The following is a 12,713-nucleotide window of genomic DNA, read 5'->3' as shown; positions in this document are numbered from 1 at the left end:
CTACAATGATAACTGTTGCTCCTAGTCGACCCAAACTCGAGGTCGGACCAGCCGGTCACCGGTTGCCACCGCGACCCGGCTCAGTCGCGCTCGCCGTAGGCGGCGTGGTCATCGAGGACATCGAGTTCCGAAAGGAGACCGTCTTCCCCGGTCACCTCGTTGAGGAGGTCGCGGACGAACGGGCGGACATCGTCGATGTCGAGTTAGTCGAAGTGGGGCTGCGCCAGCAGCGACGGCGATCAGGGCCGCCCGCCAGAATGGGGGTCGTTCGATGCCGAAATCGTCGTCACGGAGCTTGTAGTCTGAACTCAGGCAGGTGGATTTCTCATGCGCGGTAGATACTAAAATCAGTCTCGACAGTCTAAATTTCGGGGGAGTCTATGCATGACGAATCGACCTAGCCGACCTCAGATATGAAAGCGGGTTCGCAGGCGATGTCATGGGCGCAGAAATCGAGCTAACCGTCGAAATTGACTACCAGGACGACGAAGACGACCAGAATCCCTACCGGATCAAGTAGGTGCGAGTCATACTCTCGGTACGCTCATGGGTACCGCTGTCGAAGCAATGACTATGACCGATAGCAATTCTGACCGGATGAAGATGCCGAAGATCCTGTCCCGAAAGCGGACGTCTGGGACGGGTTTGGTGTGCTCGCCGACGAGGGAGATGAATTTGAAGCTGCAGTCTACGCTTCCCGTGATCCCCCGCTGGATATCAGCGGTGACGATCTGACCATTGAGCGCATCGACTTCGATCGCATCGTCATCTATTGTACCATCGATGGCCGGCGGTACGGATGGATGTTTAGACGTGTTGCTGAGGGTGCCGTTCGATTCGAAACCTACCGGGTCATTGTTGGATCGGACAACACGTCGAGGACAGCACATGTTCTACCAGTTGCTGTGGCTGCAACACTCGCATCGGACGGATGGGAACTCCGAGAGTGACGAGGTGATCAGACATCAACGGTGATCCCGTCACCGCGTCTTCGGTGGTTCGGGGCCACGATGACACTCACGACATTCCCAGTACTCAACCGTTTCTATCTCCCAGTCCATTCGACGACATCGGTATTCTGACCGTCGAGATCGATCTCGTCCACTTTCTTGTGGTCGCCATCCCCGATAGGGTTCTCAAACTCGCCGAAATAATAGCCACCGCTGTACTGGCCATCGTCATTGACAGTGATTTCGAGGACAGTGCCACACACCAAACACGGCCACTCCAATACCAAAAGTCGCTACGCCCAACGTTTCTCCGGAGAGTTCATGCAGCTAGTATCCATGCCACTACAGGGACTCCTCATCTTCTAAAATCAGCTTAACTCGACAGTATCTGCTAGACAAAGTAGAGGTGCGTACCAACTGTAGCCAATGCTATCAGGGATGATTCACTCGTAAGGTATGACTGTGTGGGTGCAATGGGGATGGTCAGGAATCATAACTTCATCATGCCATTCTCCCACATTGTATGCCCGGTTTAACCTAGCTAACAGACTGTCAACATCTGTTTTCCTACCAGCCAACTGAATTGTACACGAAGAATCTCTGTCTTCATGCTCCGATGGAGGAATGAAACACTCTTCCTCACCGTGTTCCTTCAAGGTTAGAAGTACGGCCTGATTATAGAATCGGCTTATTTGCGTTCTGGCGAGTCGCTCATCCCACCCGCTTGCAAAGACACGATTGTTGTGTGCATACTGGGATTCGTGACGTGGAAGTTCTTCCGAAATTCGTTGGATGCTCTCTTGAAGTGAAACCTCTCCTTCAAAAAATGCACTCAATATATTTCGAAGGCTTTCGATGCGGTTTCCACCCTCAATTGACTTACCGGGGATAGGTTCATTCGCCACCAATTCAAGGACTCGTTTGCGAAGTTCGCTATTTTCTTTTATTGCTTCGGGTATCTCGTAGAAGTCTTGAGCGTACTGAGTCATATTATATCTTAAGAATGAGTACAGTCCATGATAAATGTAACTCGTCCGGAGCGAAAGTGAAAATTCTCGATCGACAGAAATTCCAAATGGCTGTTCTCACAAGCGGAGTTAGTTGAGATTACGAGGGGAGAAGGGTGAGTAAAGTAGAGTTCTGCGGTTATGCAAAAAAACTGGCAACTAGTTGCCCTTCTAGTATTGATACTCAAAGCTTAGGTCGGAATAGCTGTACGAGTACGATTTGATACCAGCCTTGTCGCAATATGACTGGAGATGTATGCACATTGTTACATAGTTCCTCTTCGAGATGGTGGAGAAACGCGATACTGACATCCGATCAACGTCGCTCTCGTCACTTACCGTGACGACGATCGCTAGATTCGGATCATCGTAATCCGGTTTGATAACGTATCCACCTAGCGTGAATGGATTCTCCGCAACCTCCAGATTCGTGTGCTAGATATCAAGAGTGGCAAGACCAACAGGGTCGTGAAGGAGCCGGTGAAGAGGAACAGGGATTAGCGACGTATCTCGAACCATTCGAACTCTACAAACTGCTTGCGTACGACGAACTCAACGGGAACGTGAGCGACCGAGACAGTGCACTCTATTACTTCCAGAACCTCGAGTACGAGAGCGCAAATGAGAAGCTCTCACAGTACACTGGCTATATCATCTCCGACTAACATCGGTTGTTATAAATATTTGACCCGTAATCTAAACTATCCAGTCTTTGAGACTACTTTCACTCCGGTTGGATTACATTCATGGTAGTTGACTACAAAGTACAGCTTAACAAGAGTCTCGTAAGGAGAAAGACTCTACAAAAATCCCGAACAGAGACTCACCACTATGTCATTCCGAAACAACCGAACTAGTTCAATAAACGCGAAACGCCGGAGCGAATACCGACTATTCATATCTCACTCATGGAGTTATAGTGACGAATACGAACGAATGGTTGACCTTCTGGACAACGCGAATTATCTCAAATATAAGAACTACAGCATCCCTTCAGAGAAGGAAATTGACGCTGACACCGACGAGGAATTAGAAGAATCACTTCGAGAAGGACAGATAAAACCGTCATCTGTCGTCGTGGTACTCGCTGGATTATACTCGACGTATAGCGACTGGATTGGAAAGGAAATCCGAATCGCCGAAGAAGAGAATAAGCCAATCTTGGGCGTCGAACCATGGGGGAGTGACCGAACCTCCAACTACGTTGAACGCCATTCAGACAAAATGGTCGGATGGAATACCAATTCTGTCGTCGATGGGATTCGCGACTTGGCTCCATGAGCAACGAGGAGAGCGAAAGTTCAAACAATACGAATGAGGCAATCGGACAAAATCCCGAACTTGAGCAGTGGAAGTTCTACGGTCACTCTACTCACCAAGTGAGCAATCGTCGGCTCAAGAACAATCGCTTCTATCTACGCCTTCTAATTGCGCTACTGGGCGTTGCAGGTATCGGGACAAAATTGGGGTACGTAACTCCTGTCGGAATCATGTTTATCGGTGCTATCGGCCTTCCTTTCTGCGTTCTTTGGACGTTCCATATCCTCTCGTACAAGCAATTGAACAGCGGGAAATACCGGGTTCTGTGGGAAATGGCTGAGAATCTCCCGTACGACCCGTTCAAAATGGAGTGGGAACGCCTCAAAGAGGGAGAGAAACCAGATGTCTATATAAAGCACACTACAGTTGAAGTCTGGTGGCCACGCGTGTTTGGATTCTTCTACGCCATTTTGTTCGTTTACGGGGCGCTCTCACTGCTAGAAATGCTGAATTACTATTGGTGGGGAGTTGGTATCCTCGCCGTTATCTGGGCAGTTTATGCGTTCTTCGTAATTCGAGGTAAAAGCCCGACGCAGAAGTACTGGGATTACACAGGGGAAGAGTAGACGAGAACGATTAGACTGAGTGGTCTTCAATCGCTCGCACGATCGAATTCTGCCGCCATCCAACCATCTCAACCGCTGCATTTTCCAATACATTTGGGGATGAGGTCGCTGTTGAACACCGCCAGTACTGCCCGTGATTGAGCTCAACTCGGAGTCGAGGAGCTGATTAAGGATATCCCAGAGTACTTTTACTACGACAGCACTACCTCGTTGAATTTCGGTGCAATCCATATAATGATGTCTGCATCGACGCCGGCAGCGTAAGCAAGCGATTTACCAGGATGATCATGATCCAAAGCAGTAAGCTAATTCTCGATTACGACATTCTGACCATCGTCAACTACCTCTGCGAAGATATCGATATTGTATCGCCCGACGCTCTTCTCTCGTGCAACGACTTCTAAGTCTAGTCCGAGGACATCTTCAAGATGTGAGACGCCGTCGGCAGCGATTTCGTCCGCAAGCCAAGGCGTGAACTCGCGTTCTTCATGTTGCCAGTAGTTACGAACCTCCTGCAGTTTCAGTTCCTCGAACGTTGGAGACTATATAGACATTAGTGAGGAGAATTCATCCTAGTAAAAAATCCCAGCACTATCGCGAGAGACGAGGTGGGAATCGAGAGAACCAATTCGCCGGCTCTAGTACGAATATCTTGTTCAGAATTGGTCAGTTGGTGCCGCCTCACAGGCGAGCCAATGAGCACCAAGTAGATCCGTTTCAACTTCTTCGCGCTTGTGTTTCGCGTCCAGCCTCGAGAGTGAAGCAAAGCTATACAGTAGGTTCTTGTCACGAGTTCGACGATGACGATACAGCCGATTGCGGAGATTCTTGGATTCGCCGATATATTCGAGCGGCTGTGAATGACCTGACTTCCAGAGTCGATACACACCACTCACTTTGGGAATCTGTTTAGATGCCTCGGCAAGCGGTGTAGGCTCACTCCACTTGACACCCATCCAATCGTCCGCGGTCAGATTCGTGAACTGATTCCAATCAAGTGGGCCAATACCTGGGTCAGCATTCGGTTCAATCCCATCATCAGTGAGCCGACCACCGACAAGACCATTCTTTCGATAGCTCGACTGCTTGTAGCCAGGAATGATGCGAGCGAAGTTTGCAGTCGGACTGCGTCCGTGGTCACGTCGATGCACGGCGATGAGTGCAGCCTCGATTGCCTTTCGTGCTTGTATATTGGCTGCCAGAGATGGAGCCGTCCACGAGACCTCCAATGTAGAACTATCGCGGTCACGAATCGCCCACAGACACGGCGCAGCCGTGTGGGGGTCCCGGTAGGGCATCTGGTCGGCGAATGTCCCACGAGCGAGTGCACGAATACGACCACGAAGACTGCGACCTGTTTCCCCAATGTATACAAGACCGTCGTGGTCAGGATGTGAGACACGGTAGAGTCCTTCATCGGTCGACAGTGACGCGAGGTCGCCCGATTCAGGGTTTAGCGAGTGCCATGAACTCCAGTCGAGATTAATCCAGCTAGTAACGTCAGTTTCGCTCATTGTCGGTTGTTATACCAAGCAAGCATCTCTCCGATCATGAGTCCTTCCGTCGGGAGAGAAACGGTGACTGGCTCGTCTTTGAGTCGGGGAAGGAGCTCGCCGTAATATGATTTCCCTGCGTGAATATACAAATGAATATCGTCGCAGAGAAGGCCTCGGTCGGCAAGTTCTTTAGCGACGTTCTCAGCCCACGTTCTTTGGGTTGTGATAGATGCGTTCGTTAACGTCTCGTCGTACGGTTCGATAGGCGGCCCGTCCGGATCAAGGAGACCGTATTTCGCAGAGAGAATGTACCACTCGTCGTACGTTCTTTCGCAATACTTGCTGGTTTTCCGGAAGAGCGCCGATGGTTCATACAGGGCTCTGGGTTGTGCAGGCTCGTCTTTTTTCGACTTCGTACAACTAACGAGACCGATTGTTCGAGTCATGGTACTATAGGATATCTCGAAGTGGTACTCATTTATTGTTTCACTGGGAAGAAACTAGCTATGGCTGACGAACGTCGGATGACCACCGATCGATTCTTCGGCGGCGTTGACGGACGTCTCTCCAATCTCCAGGCAATGCTCAGGTACGTTCATGCCGAAGAACCAGATCAGCGGGATCTGTGGGTGTGGTTACAGTCAAACACAGCCGCGCGGAGTGACTCAACGATTGAAATGTACCTCCAATTCGTTCGTGCAATCGACTTGCTGGATCGCCATGGTGACATCTATACGAGTACCACTCACGGAAAGGCGTTTGCTGAGACCGGTGACCCACAATTGATTTTCACCGCGCTCACCGAACACGTCAAAGGCTTCGAGACGATCCTCCTCGCAATCGACAATGGAGCGCGAACAAAAGAGGAGATCCAGCAACATCTCCGTCGGATGTACCCCGACTATAGCTTGCCAACTTCAATCGTTGGGCGGCATCTCGAATGGCTTCGAGCGGTCGGTGCCGTCGAGAAACACGACGAGATATACCTCCTAACTGGCTTCAGACAAACAGAAGCTCGAAAGTTAGATCTGGACCAGTGGCTCGATTCCGATTCTGAGACGTCGGGAGTCGATACGCCTTCATTGCAACCCGGATCAAGCGAGGAGCCTACTGATCTTGCATCACTCCGTAAGCAGGCCGAACGCGATGCAACCGACTCCATTTCGTCGGGTAAACAGCGGACGACCACCGAGTACGACCGGTCAGACGCAATTCGAAAGTACGTGAAACGACGGGCTAATGGTGTCTGTGAAGGCTGCAGTGATCCAGCTCCGTTTACTAGTCGGACGGGCAAGCCGTATCTCCAGGCCCACCATATTCACGAAGTCGCTGGCGGTGGCCCGGATTCGCCCGAAACGGTGATTGCTCTTTGTCCGAACTGCCACTTCCGTGTGCACCACGGCCACGACGGGGCAGTGTACAATCGGGAGCTTGCCCATCAGCTAGCGAGTATCGAGGAGGTTCCAATCGAGAAAATTCTCGTTACCGAATAGTTGTGAAACCAGACCTGGCATCCCGTTCAACCTCGGTATGATGAACATATCTTGACCTCACTTGTTTTCAAATAGTCTGTGATCCGCTGGAGATACCACTAAAAGTGGTCTCTAGTACTACTCATTCTTCCTCAGCGGCTGGATACCAGGATTTTTGCTTCGTGTATGCAAGTCCTTCGCGACGGAGTTCGTAGAGGATTGATCTGTCCACTCGACGGGTGAATCTTCGTACGAAGCTGCCCTCTTATGTATGCTTCTGAGCGCCCAACCCGGCTTGTCAAGGAGCGCACGCATCACGGCCAACTCAGCTGGTGAGATTCCGCTTCGTCTATGTCACCTTGGTTGTACACGTCATAGATGTCGCGAAGTTCAATTGGAACCGAAATATGGACATCGATCGTTATTGAGCGATCACTCATCAAACGTGAATTCCACGATCTCAAACTCCCGACGTTCGATGACTTCTCGATCAAACGTTTCGATATCCGTAACCACCTTTTGGACCTTCAGCAGCGAATTGGTGTTCGCCATCTGGTGAAAAGTGCCCTCATATGATCCCTTTGTCTCTTTATTTTTGTAATACCTCGAATTCAACGATAGTTATAGGAGTATTTTCGTTGATTCCAGGGTAAAAATTATCTAATGTATCAATTAGTTCTGTCTGGTTAGTAAACCCATCTCTCCTCGCATCATAATTTGTCAATTGGTTTATGAATTTATATGTCACATTTTTTATTATTATTGGTATTTTTCTCTCCTCTGTAAAGATGATAGCGGGCCCAGTTTCATAGTTCCGGAAACCCCTACGGATAGTGGTTTCTTTCCGGCCTGATTCTATATCACTTATGAACTCGTCATCGATTTCTATGTGCTCCATGTTCTTATCTATTTTAAAGGCTATATATCCATCACTGTTCCGTCCATTTAGAATATGAGTTGTTTTTTCAATAGCCTCTTCCGAAGAATTTGCATCTGGAATTATTTGGTGGTATGGTACATTTTTGAATATTCTTTCTAATTCCTTTGTAGATATGATTTCTTTAATCTGTCCCCATATTTTCTCTTCAGATGAATACCCTTTCCTTAACTCGACAATTCGGCCCTTGTATACATGGCTATGGGTGAATTGACCCCCGTACCTCCGAACTTCCCATCGCTTTGCTCCGTTTTCAAACCATTTAAATGGTCGAGTTGAAAGGGGAACAAAAAGCCGATCGGGTTTTATTTCTCCCATTTGTCATACCTCGGTATAATAGTATAATTTTTCAAAAACACCCGTGTTATCTTGCTGGTCTGGCGGCATTCCTAAACCTGTTTTATTATCGATCTTCCATTTAGGGCGGGAGTACTTTTTATGGAGTATGTCAAACCCAGCGTTGGTTAGGAAGTCATTAGTATTTCCGCCTACTAAGTCCTCCGCTTTTTCTCTTTCAACCGTTCTTATTACTTCGATCCTTTCAGCAGGGGGCAATCTATGGTTGGCCGCAACTTCTTTCATATGATTTGCTAGCTCCGTTCCTATTTGATATCCAATATAGGGATCATCAATTGCAAATCGGCTTCCCCAAGCCAGTCGTAATTTGTCAAGGATTTTTTTCCTATCTAATTTATTTCCATCCTTTAAATCCTCTCTCCAGTCATTATTTTGAAGTACTTTTCCTGCAAATTGATCGCGTCCTTTTGGCACTCCAAAAAGTAACTCACTTAGTACGGCGCAGCCAATTAGTCTACCAGGCGAATCCGTCCAGCCGGAAGACTGAAATCGATTAGACACAATTTCTCTTTCTTTTCGCGATTTCTTCCTTAATTTCATCTGATCTTTTTCGTTCTTAAATCGACAACCAATGTATAGACCATTTGGAATTGATGATAGATAATGCATTCGCCGAATTATCGCTTCTCCAATCTGGCGGTCTCGATCAGCATTCAAACACCAAAATTTCAATTCGAGTTCGCCAATGCTCTCAACATTGACAACTCCTGCACTTGAGTACGGTGGATAGAGTTCGACTTTATTTTCGCTAGTTGTTCCTTCTATTTCCCTATCGGTAGAAGCGATCAGCTTAAATCCGTCGTCTGTTTTTTTAGTAAACGCCCTATGTTTAGAAACATCAAACCCACAGCCGAAGGGAAGAGGAAGGGGGTTTCGAGTTACATAGTCTGGAGGTTTATCGAGATATAACCAATTTCGCCTTAACTGGAGTGACTCACTATCTAGATCGTCCATATTAATTTGCTAAAATGCTGGTATACTTATAGCTTAAGATTAACCAATAAATCATTGTCGCCATATTATTGTTCATCATGACTGAATCATTCGCCAATTTTACTATGTAATTCCTCTACACGTATTTTCTTAAAATAAAAAAAGCCAAATAATACAAAAGTAAATAGAGTGAAGAAATACATTCCGAGTATCAAATTTCTGAAATTTGAAGCACCACTAGGTTGAGGACGAGATAAGTTTATATATATGAAGGTGTAGATGACGATTGTAATAATAGAGGATAGTATACTAAGGGCACCTAATGTCCTCGCGCACCGAAGATTAATATTATAGTCGATATATGGAGTATTTCTCCCTTGGCTTGGTAGACGCTTTTTTTGGTGTGTCATTGCCCAAGGAATCACATAAGAAATGACTCCAATCATTGCAAGAAAAGGTAATTTACTAATAATTGATGAATTATAATACTTCCAAAGGATTTCCCAAAGGATATTTTTCATTGTTTTGATCACCTGTTATAAAACCAAGATTCAATAGTTCCGAAGCTATGTATCTTTGGTATTTCTATTTCAGGACTATGGTATTTATATAAATCTTCAGATTCCGTGTTTGGATCATATGCTGATTCAACACGTTTAATCATCTTTTCGGGAAGATTTGGTGGATATCGTGCTTTTGGATTCTTCTCACGTAACTCTACTGCCTTATTTATAACGTCTGAACAAAGTGCTGCTCCTTTCACTGGTCCATCTTTATGTAAAGCGACTGCGCCCCCTAAAAAGTACGCTACTGAAGGTCCTAATAATTCATAATATAGGTGAAGTTGGCCTGCGTGTACTCCTCCGGCAACTGACGGCATGGGTCGCCCTTTTTTGACAATATCTCTGTACCTTTCTATCGAATTCACTAGATTATCAATTTCGCTGGCATCTAAACTTCGGATGTCAGAACCAAAGTTTGGTCTTCCTCCTGGATAAAGAATGTCGGCACCGGACGCACTTAATGCTCTGTTAAAAAAATCAGGAGGAACATTAGGATCGAGATTGCTTCTCAATAGCGGATAACTAGTGATGATCGGGGATTTTGTATCCTCTTCAATTCCATGAGGAGGAAAATCACGTCTTATTTCCTGGCATGTTGATATGCCGTCAAGCCCTCCATCAATCTTGATGAGGATTGGTTCATTCTGAACGTCTACAAACCGCTTGCAAATTTGTTTCGCAATCGGAGCAGGAGCACTAAGATTGGGGGAAAACACTGTAGTATGGGAACTGCAGGCTGACGCATCCTTCGCTAGATTAACGAGCTTATCAATATTATTGTCAGTTAGTTCTAGATTTCTAGTATCTAACTCGATAATATTAAAGCCCGATTTGAGAACCTTTAACGATATTTCACGTACTTTTTCAAATTTTAACCCTACTCGGGGTTTAAATGAAAAGGCTAAAAGAGGCTCAGATGATAAATTGAACATTTCTCTTATCGTACTTATACTAAACTCGGAATTAGGAGTATAGGATGACTTGGCTTCATTCCAAAGAGATTCCGGCAAATTAACGTTTGTTACTTCAAATGTGAAATTCGGTATGTCAGATATTCTCAAATAAAACAAGTCTCCAGCTAAAATCCCGATGAGGTGTTGTAGTCCTCCCCGTTTTATTTTAATGAGATCTGAATTGAGCTTGATTGTAAACCTAAACACATGTTCTGAAATTTTTTCATTTACTTTAGCATGAGAAATATCCTGAATCTTCCATTTCCAATCCTCTAATTTGAAATAATCAGGAAATTCACCGAAGGTGCCGTATGTAGCATCCTGCTTTACATAGTTAAGTACATGACGAGCTTGATCCATTCCAACTTTCTCCTCAAACCGTAAATTGCCGGTGATCCGTATCATACAATCTTGTTCTTGATTAACAAGGAACCGCTATCACATAATGGTTTATTATCTATTTAAATGGAGCCATAGGAGACTGGGCATTAGGACAGTTAATACCCTGACCTGTTTTTGCGTCAATCACGATATTTCCCGTCTTCAAATCTTAAACAGTGCCTCTCTAGACAGACGATTACACAGCTGAAGCACTCGTAAACGGTTAGAAAGCGATCGACGGTATTTTGCGAACACTCACTTCAACTACTTCCGTTCACTCTAAAAATCACCAACAGGTACTATCTCGTGCTGAAATCATATTTAATTCTCCTCTGTAAATAGATAATCTTTGTCCAGAAATGTTGAATCCATCCGTTCAGGGTCGTATCTCGCTGTTTGCATCCTTGGCAATAACTGGAAACTAGTACCGGGCTCTCAGGATTTAAACCCAGGGCGCCTTTCCCAAAGCAAGAGGCAGAAAAATTAGTTCCTTTATCGAATAGAATCTAAATTATTGCGATTGGTTATACTAAGTACTTTGTATAAATTCTGGATCATATATCAGATCTTATTATTCATTAAAAGTGTCCTTGCGTGGATCTCGTTTAAGTCTCCAAAGTGCCGTTGGCTCATGCAAGTATTCGACGCAATCCGCAGCGTGCAGTCTGTCAAGCCGCTTAGTAACAGTGGGGCGCGAGAGACCCGTCTCGTCAACGAGAAAGCCTGTTGTGACGTTTCCATACTCCTGCAATACCTTAAGCACCTTTTCCAAATTTCTATCGATCTTGACCGGCATTTGTTGTCCGTTCATAAATCTACTAAATGCTTAGTTCATGCTGCTACGACTTGTAGTTACTGTATACCTTTACTAGTAGTTAATACTAAGTGGATTGCTGGTTTACTCTCTTATGAAGCGTGGGATGCCTCGCAGAAAGGCCGGTGCTGGAACACCGACCGCGCTTCGGCCACACCGAAGCATGACTAGCAATACCCCTTCCGTAGAAAAACGCATCGACTACCAACCACCCCGTATCGGAGGACACGACTAATGGCGTCCTTCGACGAGAAACCCAACGGCGGCGCTCTCTCCGTTGAGGCCCAGTTCGGCGCAAAAGTCTTCGAACCCGTCAAACGGCTCGAACCTACACCCGAAACCGCCGTCCAGAACCTCGACCAACCCATTCCCGAAAACACCTCCGAGGATGAGATCACGCGAGCGTACCTCGTCGAACTCCGCGTGGGCTTTCAAACCCGAACCAAGACCACCAGCCAAGAGCCCTACCTCTACTGCATCTACGCCACGCCAGACTGCCAGCGATTCTTCGAACGTCGCTGCCCGATCGACTACAGCGAGGCGGGCTTCCAGATCCCCGAGGACACCGACACTTACCGCTCGGTCGTGACCACCAAAACGGGCAACCCCGAGCTCCCTTCAACACCCCCGGGCGAAACCCAAGCAGAAACCCGCCAGCACTACCAGCACATCCTCGAGTGGTGCTACGACATCGACGCCACCACCCACACCACCACAACTGAGGTGCACGCGTAAATGACCCACACCGAACGCCCTTCCCAGAGAGCGCTAGCTGTCGGCACACGAACCCACGACAATCTGTCTGTGATCCAGGACGCGTTTCTGTCAGAATCGATCACTGTGTGCGTAAGGTATTTACCCCTAGTCGGGAACGTGCAACCAAGGCATACGAGCCTGAAACGCCAGCGAGCGTATCCTTATATACGAAGACGCGGCCACGATAGACCGTACTCGAAGAGCACCA

General features: G+C 46.9%; 16 protein-coding genes. 7 read left to right on the top strand and 9 right to left on the bottom strand.

Annotation, left to right across the window (positions count from 1 at the left end; translation table 11 throughout):
• The first annotated feature begins 62 nt into the window (after nucleotides 1-62).
• Together LIW51_RS05845 and LIW51_RS05840 are read left to right on the top strand one after the other, a co-directional pair.
• The gene (locus LIW51_RS05845; RefSeq protein WP_227376271.1) at nucleotides 63-338 is read left to right on the top strand and encodes a hypothetical protein; all 276 of its coding nucleotides are present in this window, start codon (nucleotides 63-65) and stop codon (nucleotides 336-338) included.
• Nucleotides 339-650: 312 nt separating this feature from the next.
• Nucleotides 651-950, top strand: coding sequence for a hypothetical protein (locus LIW51_RS05840; protein ID WP_227376270.1), 300 nt, complete (start codon nucleotides 651-653; stop codon nucleotides 948-950).
• 95 nt (nucleotides 951-1,045) lie between these two features.
• Here the strand turns inward: LIW51_RS05840 and LIW51_RS05835 are convergent, their stop codons facing one another.
• The 3 genes from LIW51_RS05835 to LIW51_RS40395 form a co-directional block, all read right to left on the bottom strand.
• Nucleotides 1,046-1,213 carry a hypothetical protein gene (locus LIW51_RS05835; RefSeq protein ID WP_227376269.1) on the bottom strand — a complete coding sequence of 56 codons (168 nt, stop codon included), beginning with the start codon at nucleotides 1,211-1,213 and terminating at the stop codon, nucleotides 1,046-1,048.
• A gap of 180 nt (nucleotides 1,214-1,393) precedes the next feature.
• Nucleotides 1,394-1,939 (bottom strand): hypothetical protein, encoded by a 546-nt coding sequence (locus tag LIW51_RS05830; RefSeq protein ID WP_227376268.1) that lies wholly within the window; start codon nucleotides 1,937-1,939, stop codon nucleotides 1,394-1,396.
• A 189-nt stretch (nucleotides 1,940-2,128) separates the two neighbouring features.
• Nucleotides 2,129-2,308 (bottom strand): hypothetical protein, encoded by a 180-nt coding sequence (locus tag LIW51_RS40395; RefSeq protein ID WP_497007388.1) that lies wholly within the window; start codon nucleotides 2,306-2,308, stop codon nucleotides 2,129-2,131.
• A 53-nt stretch (nucleotides 2,309-2,361) separates the two neighbouring features.
• On the opposite strand from LIW51_RS40395, the gene LIW51_RS05825 reads away from it, so the two are divergent.
• The 3 genes from LIW51_RS05825 (at nucleotide 2,362) to LIW51_RS05815 (ending at nucleotide 3,843) form a co-directional block, all read left to right on the top strand.
• A complete protein-coding gene (locus LIW51_RS05825) occupies nucleotides 2,362-2,622 on the top strand; it encodes a hypothetical protein (protein WP_227376267.1) in 261 nt (86 codons plus the stop codon).
• Between the two features lie 166 nt (nucleotides 2,623-2,788).
• Nucleotides 2,789-3,238: a TIR domain-containing protein gene (locus LIW51_RS05820; protein WP_227376266.1), complete on the top strand. Its 450-nt coding sequence runs from the start codon at nucleotides 2,789-2,791 to the stop codon at nucleotides 3,236-3,238.
• Nucleotides 3,235-3,843 carry a RipA family octameric membrane protein gene (locus tag LIW51_RS05815; protein ID WP_227376265.1) on the top strand — a complete coding sequence of 203 codons (609 nt, stop codon included), beginning with the start codon at nucleotides 3,235-3,237 and terminating at the stop codon, nucleotides 3,841-3,843. The genes LIW51_RS05820 and LIW51_RS05815 overlap by 4 nt, the downstream gene beginning before the upstream one ends.
• Before the next feature lie 656 nt (nucleotides 3,844-4,499).
• On the opposite strand, the gene LIW51_RS05810 is transcribed toward LIW51_RS05815, so the two are convergent.
• Both LIW51_RS05810 and LIW51_RS39055 read right to left on the bottom strand, forming a co-directional pair.
• The gene (locus LIW51_RS05810) at nucleotides 4,500-5,357 is read right to left on the bottom strand and encodes a GIY-YIG nuclease family protein (protein ID WP_227376264.1); all 858 of its coding nucleotides are present in this window, start codon (nucleotides 5,355-5,357) and stop codon (nucleotides 4,500-4,502) included.
• Nucleotides 5,354-5,785 (bottom strand): DUF6884 domain-containing protein, encoded by a 432-nt coding sequence (locus LIW51_RS39055; RefSeq protein WP_368411756.1) that lies wholly within the window; start codon nucleotides 5,783-5,785, stop codon nucleotides 5,354-5,356. Before LIW51_RS39055 ends, LIW51_RS05810 begins: the two co-directional genes overlap by 4 nt.
• Nucleotides 5,786-5,845: 60 nt before the next feature.
• Here LIW51_RS39055 and LIW51_RS05805 point away from each other — a divergent pair, with 60 nt between their 5' ends.
• Complete coding sequence (locus LIW51_RS05805; protein ID WP_227376263.1) at nucleotides 5,846-6,832, top strand: HNH endonuclease; 987 nt, start codon at nucleotides 5,846-5,848, stop codon at nucleotides 6,830-6,832.
• A 568-nt stretch (nucleotides 6,833-7,400) separates the two neighbouring features.
• Here LIW51_RS05805 and LIW51_RS05800 read toward each other — a convergent pair.
• From LIW51_RS05800 to LIW51_RS05785, 4 genes are all read right to left on the bottom strand, one after another.
• Nucleotides 7,401-8,066 (bottom strand): ASCH domain-containing protein, encoded by a 666-nt coding sequence (locus tag LIW51_RS05800; protein ID WP_227376262.1) that lies wholly within the window; start codon nucleotides 8,064-8,066, stop codon nucleotides 7,401-7,403.
• A gap of 3 nt (nucleotides 8,067-8,069) precedes the next feature.
• Nucleotides 8,070-9,059 (bottom strand): hypothetical protein, encoded by a 990-nt coding sequence (locus LIW51_RS05795; RefSeq protein WP_227376261.1) that lies wholly within the window; start codon nucleotides 9,057-9,059, stop codon nucleotides 8,070-8,072.
• Nucleotides 9,060-9,567: 508 nt separating this feature from the next.
• A complete protein-coding gene (locus LIW51_RS05790) occupies nucleotides 9,568-10,914 on the bottom strand; it encodes a hypothetical protein (RefSeq protein ID WP_227376260.1) in 1,347 nt (448 codons plus the stop codon).
• Between the two features lie 592 nt (nucleotides 10,915-11,506).
• The gene (locus LIW51_RS05785) at nucleotides 11,507-11,731 is read right to left on the bottom strand and encodes a MarR family transcriptional regulator (protein ID WP_227376259.1); all 225 of its coding nucleotides are present in this window, start codon (nucleotides 11,729-11,731) and stop codon (nucleotides 11,507-11,509) included.
• 252 nt (nucleotides 11,732-11,983) lie between these two features.
• Here LIW51_RS05785 and LIW51_RS05780 point away from each other — a divergent pair, with 252 nt between their 5' ends.
• Nucleotides 11,984-12,484 (top strand): hypothetical protein, encoded by a 501-nt coding sequence (locus tag LIW51_RS05780; protein ID WP_227376258.1) that lies wholly within the window; start codon nucleotides 11,984-11,986, stop codon nucleotides 12,482-12,484.
• Nucleotides 12,485-12,713 lie beyond the last annotated feature (229 nt).

The organism is Haladaptatus halobius (genome assembly GCF_020618475.1).
GTDB classification, from domain to species: Archaea; Halobacteriota; Halobacteria; order Halobacteriales; family Haladaptataceae; genus Haladaptatus; species Haladaptatus halobius.
Note: the sequence above shows the minus strand (reverse complement) of the source record. Positions and strands in the feature narration are given on the sequence as shown.

What these genes read in the sequence shown, in the direction of transcription:
- LIW51_RS05830 (WP_227376268.1), bottom strand. Translation starts at nt 1,939, where the DNA reads ATGACTCAGTACGCTCAAGACTTCTACGAGATACCCGAAGCAATAAAA.
- LIW51_RS05825 (WP_227376267.1), top strand. Translation starts at nt 2,362, where the DNA reads ATGGATTCTCCGCAACCTCCAGATTCGTGTGCTAGATATCAAGAGTGG.
- LIW51_RS05820 (WP_227376266.1), top strand. Translation starts at nt 2,789, where the DNA reads ATGTCATTCCGAAACAACCGAACTAGTTCAATAAACGCGAAACGCCGG.
- LIW51_RS05815 (WP_227376265.1), top strand. Translation starts at nt 3,235, where the DNA reads ATGAGCAACGAGGAGAGCGAAAGTTCAAACAATACGAATGAGGCAATC.
- LIW51_RS05810 (WP_227376264.1), bottom strand. Translation starts at nt 5,357, where the DNA reads ATGAGCGAAACTGACGTTACTAGCTGGATTAATCTCGACTGGAGTTCA.
- LIW51_RS39055 (WP_368411756.1), bottom strand. Translation starts at nt 5,785, where the DNA reads ATGACTCGAACAATCGGTCTCGTTAGTTGTACGAAGTCGAAAAAAGAC.
- LIW51_RS05805 (WP_227376263.1), top strand. Translation starts at nt 5,846, where the DNA reads ATGGCTGACGAACGTCGGATGACCACCGATCGATTCTTCGGCGGCGTT.
- LIW51_RS05800 (WP_227376262.1), bottom strand. Translation starts at nt 8,066, where the DNA reads ATGGGAGAAATAAAACCCGATCGGCTTTTTGTTCCCCTTTCAACTCGA.
- LIW51_RS05795 (WP_227376261.1), bottom strand. Translation starts at nt 9,059, where the DNA reads ATGGACGATCTAGATAGTGAGTCACTCCAGTTAAGGCGAAATTGGTTA.
- LIW51_RS05790 (WP_227376260.1), bottom strand. Translation starts at nt 10,914, where the DNA reads ATGGATCAAGCTCGTCATGTACTTAACTATGTAAAGCAGGATGCTACA.
- LIW51_RS05785 (WP_227376259.1), bottom strand. Translation starts at nt 11,731, where the DNA reads ATGCCGGTCAAGATCGATAGAAATTTGGAAAAGGTGCTTAAGGTATTG.
- LIW51_RS05780 (WP_227376258.1), top strand. Translation starts at nt 11,984, where the DNA reads ATGGCGTCCTTCGACGAGAAACCCAACGGCGGCGCTCTCTCCGTTGAG.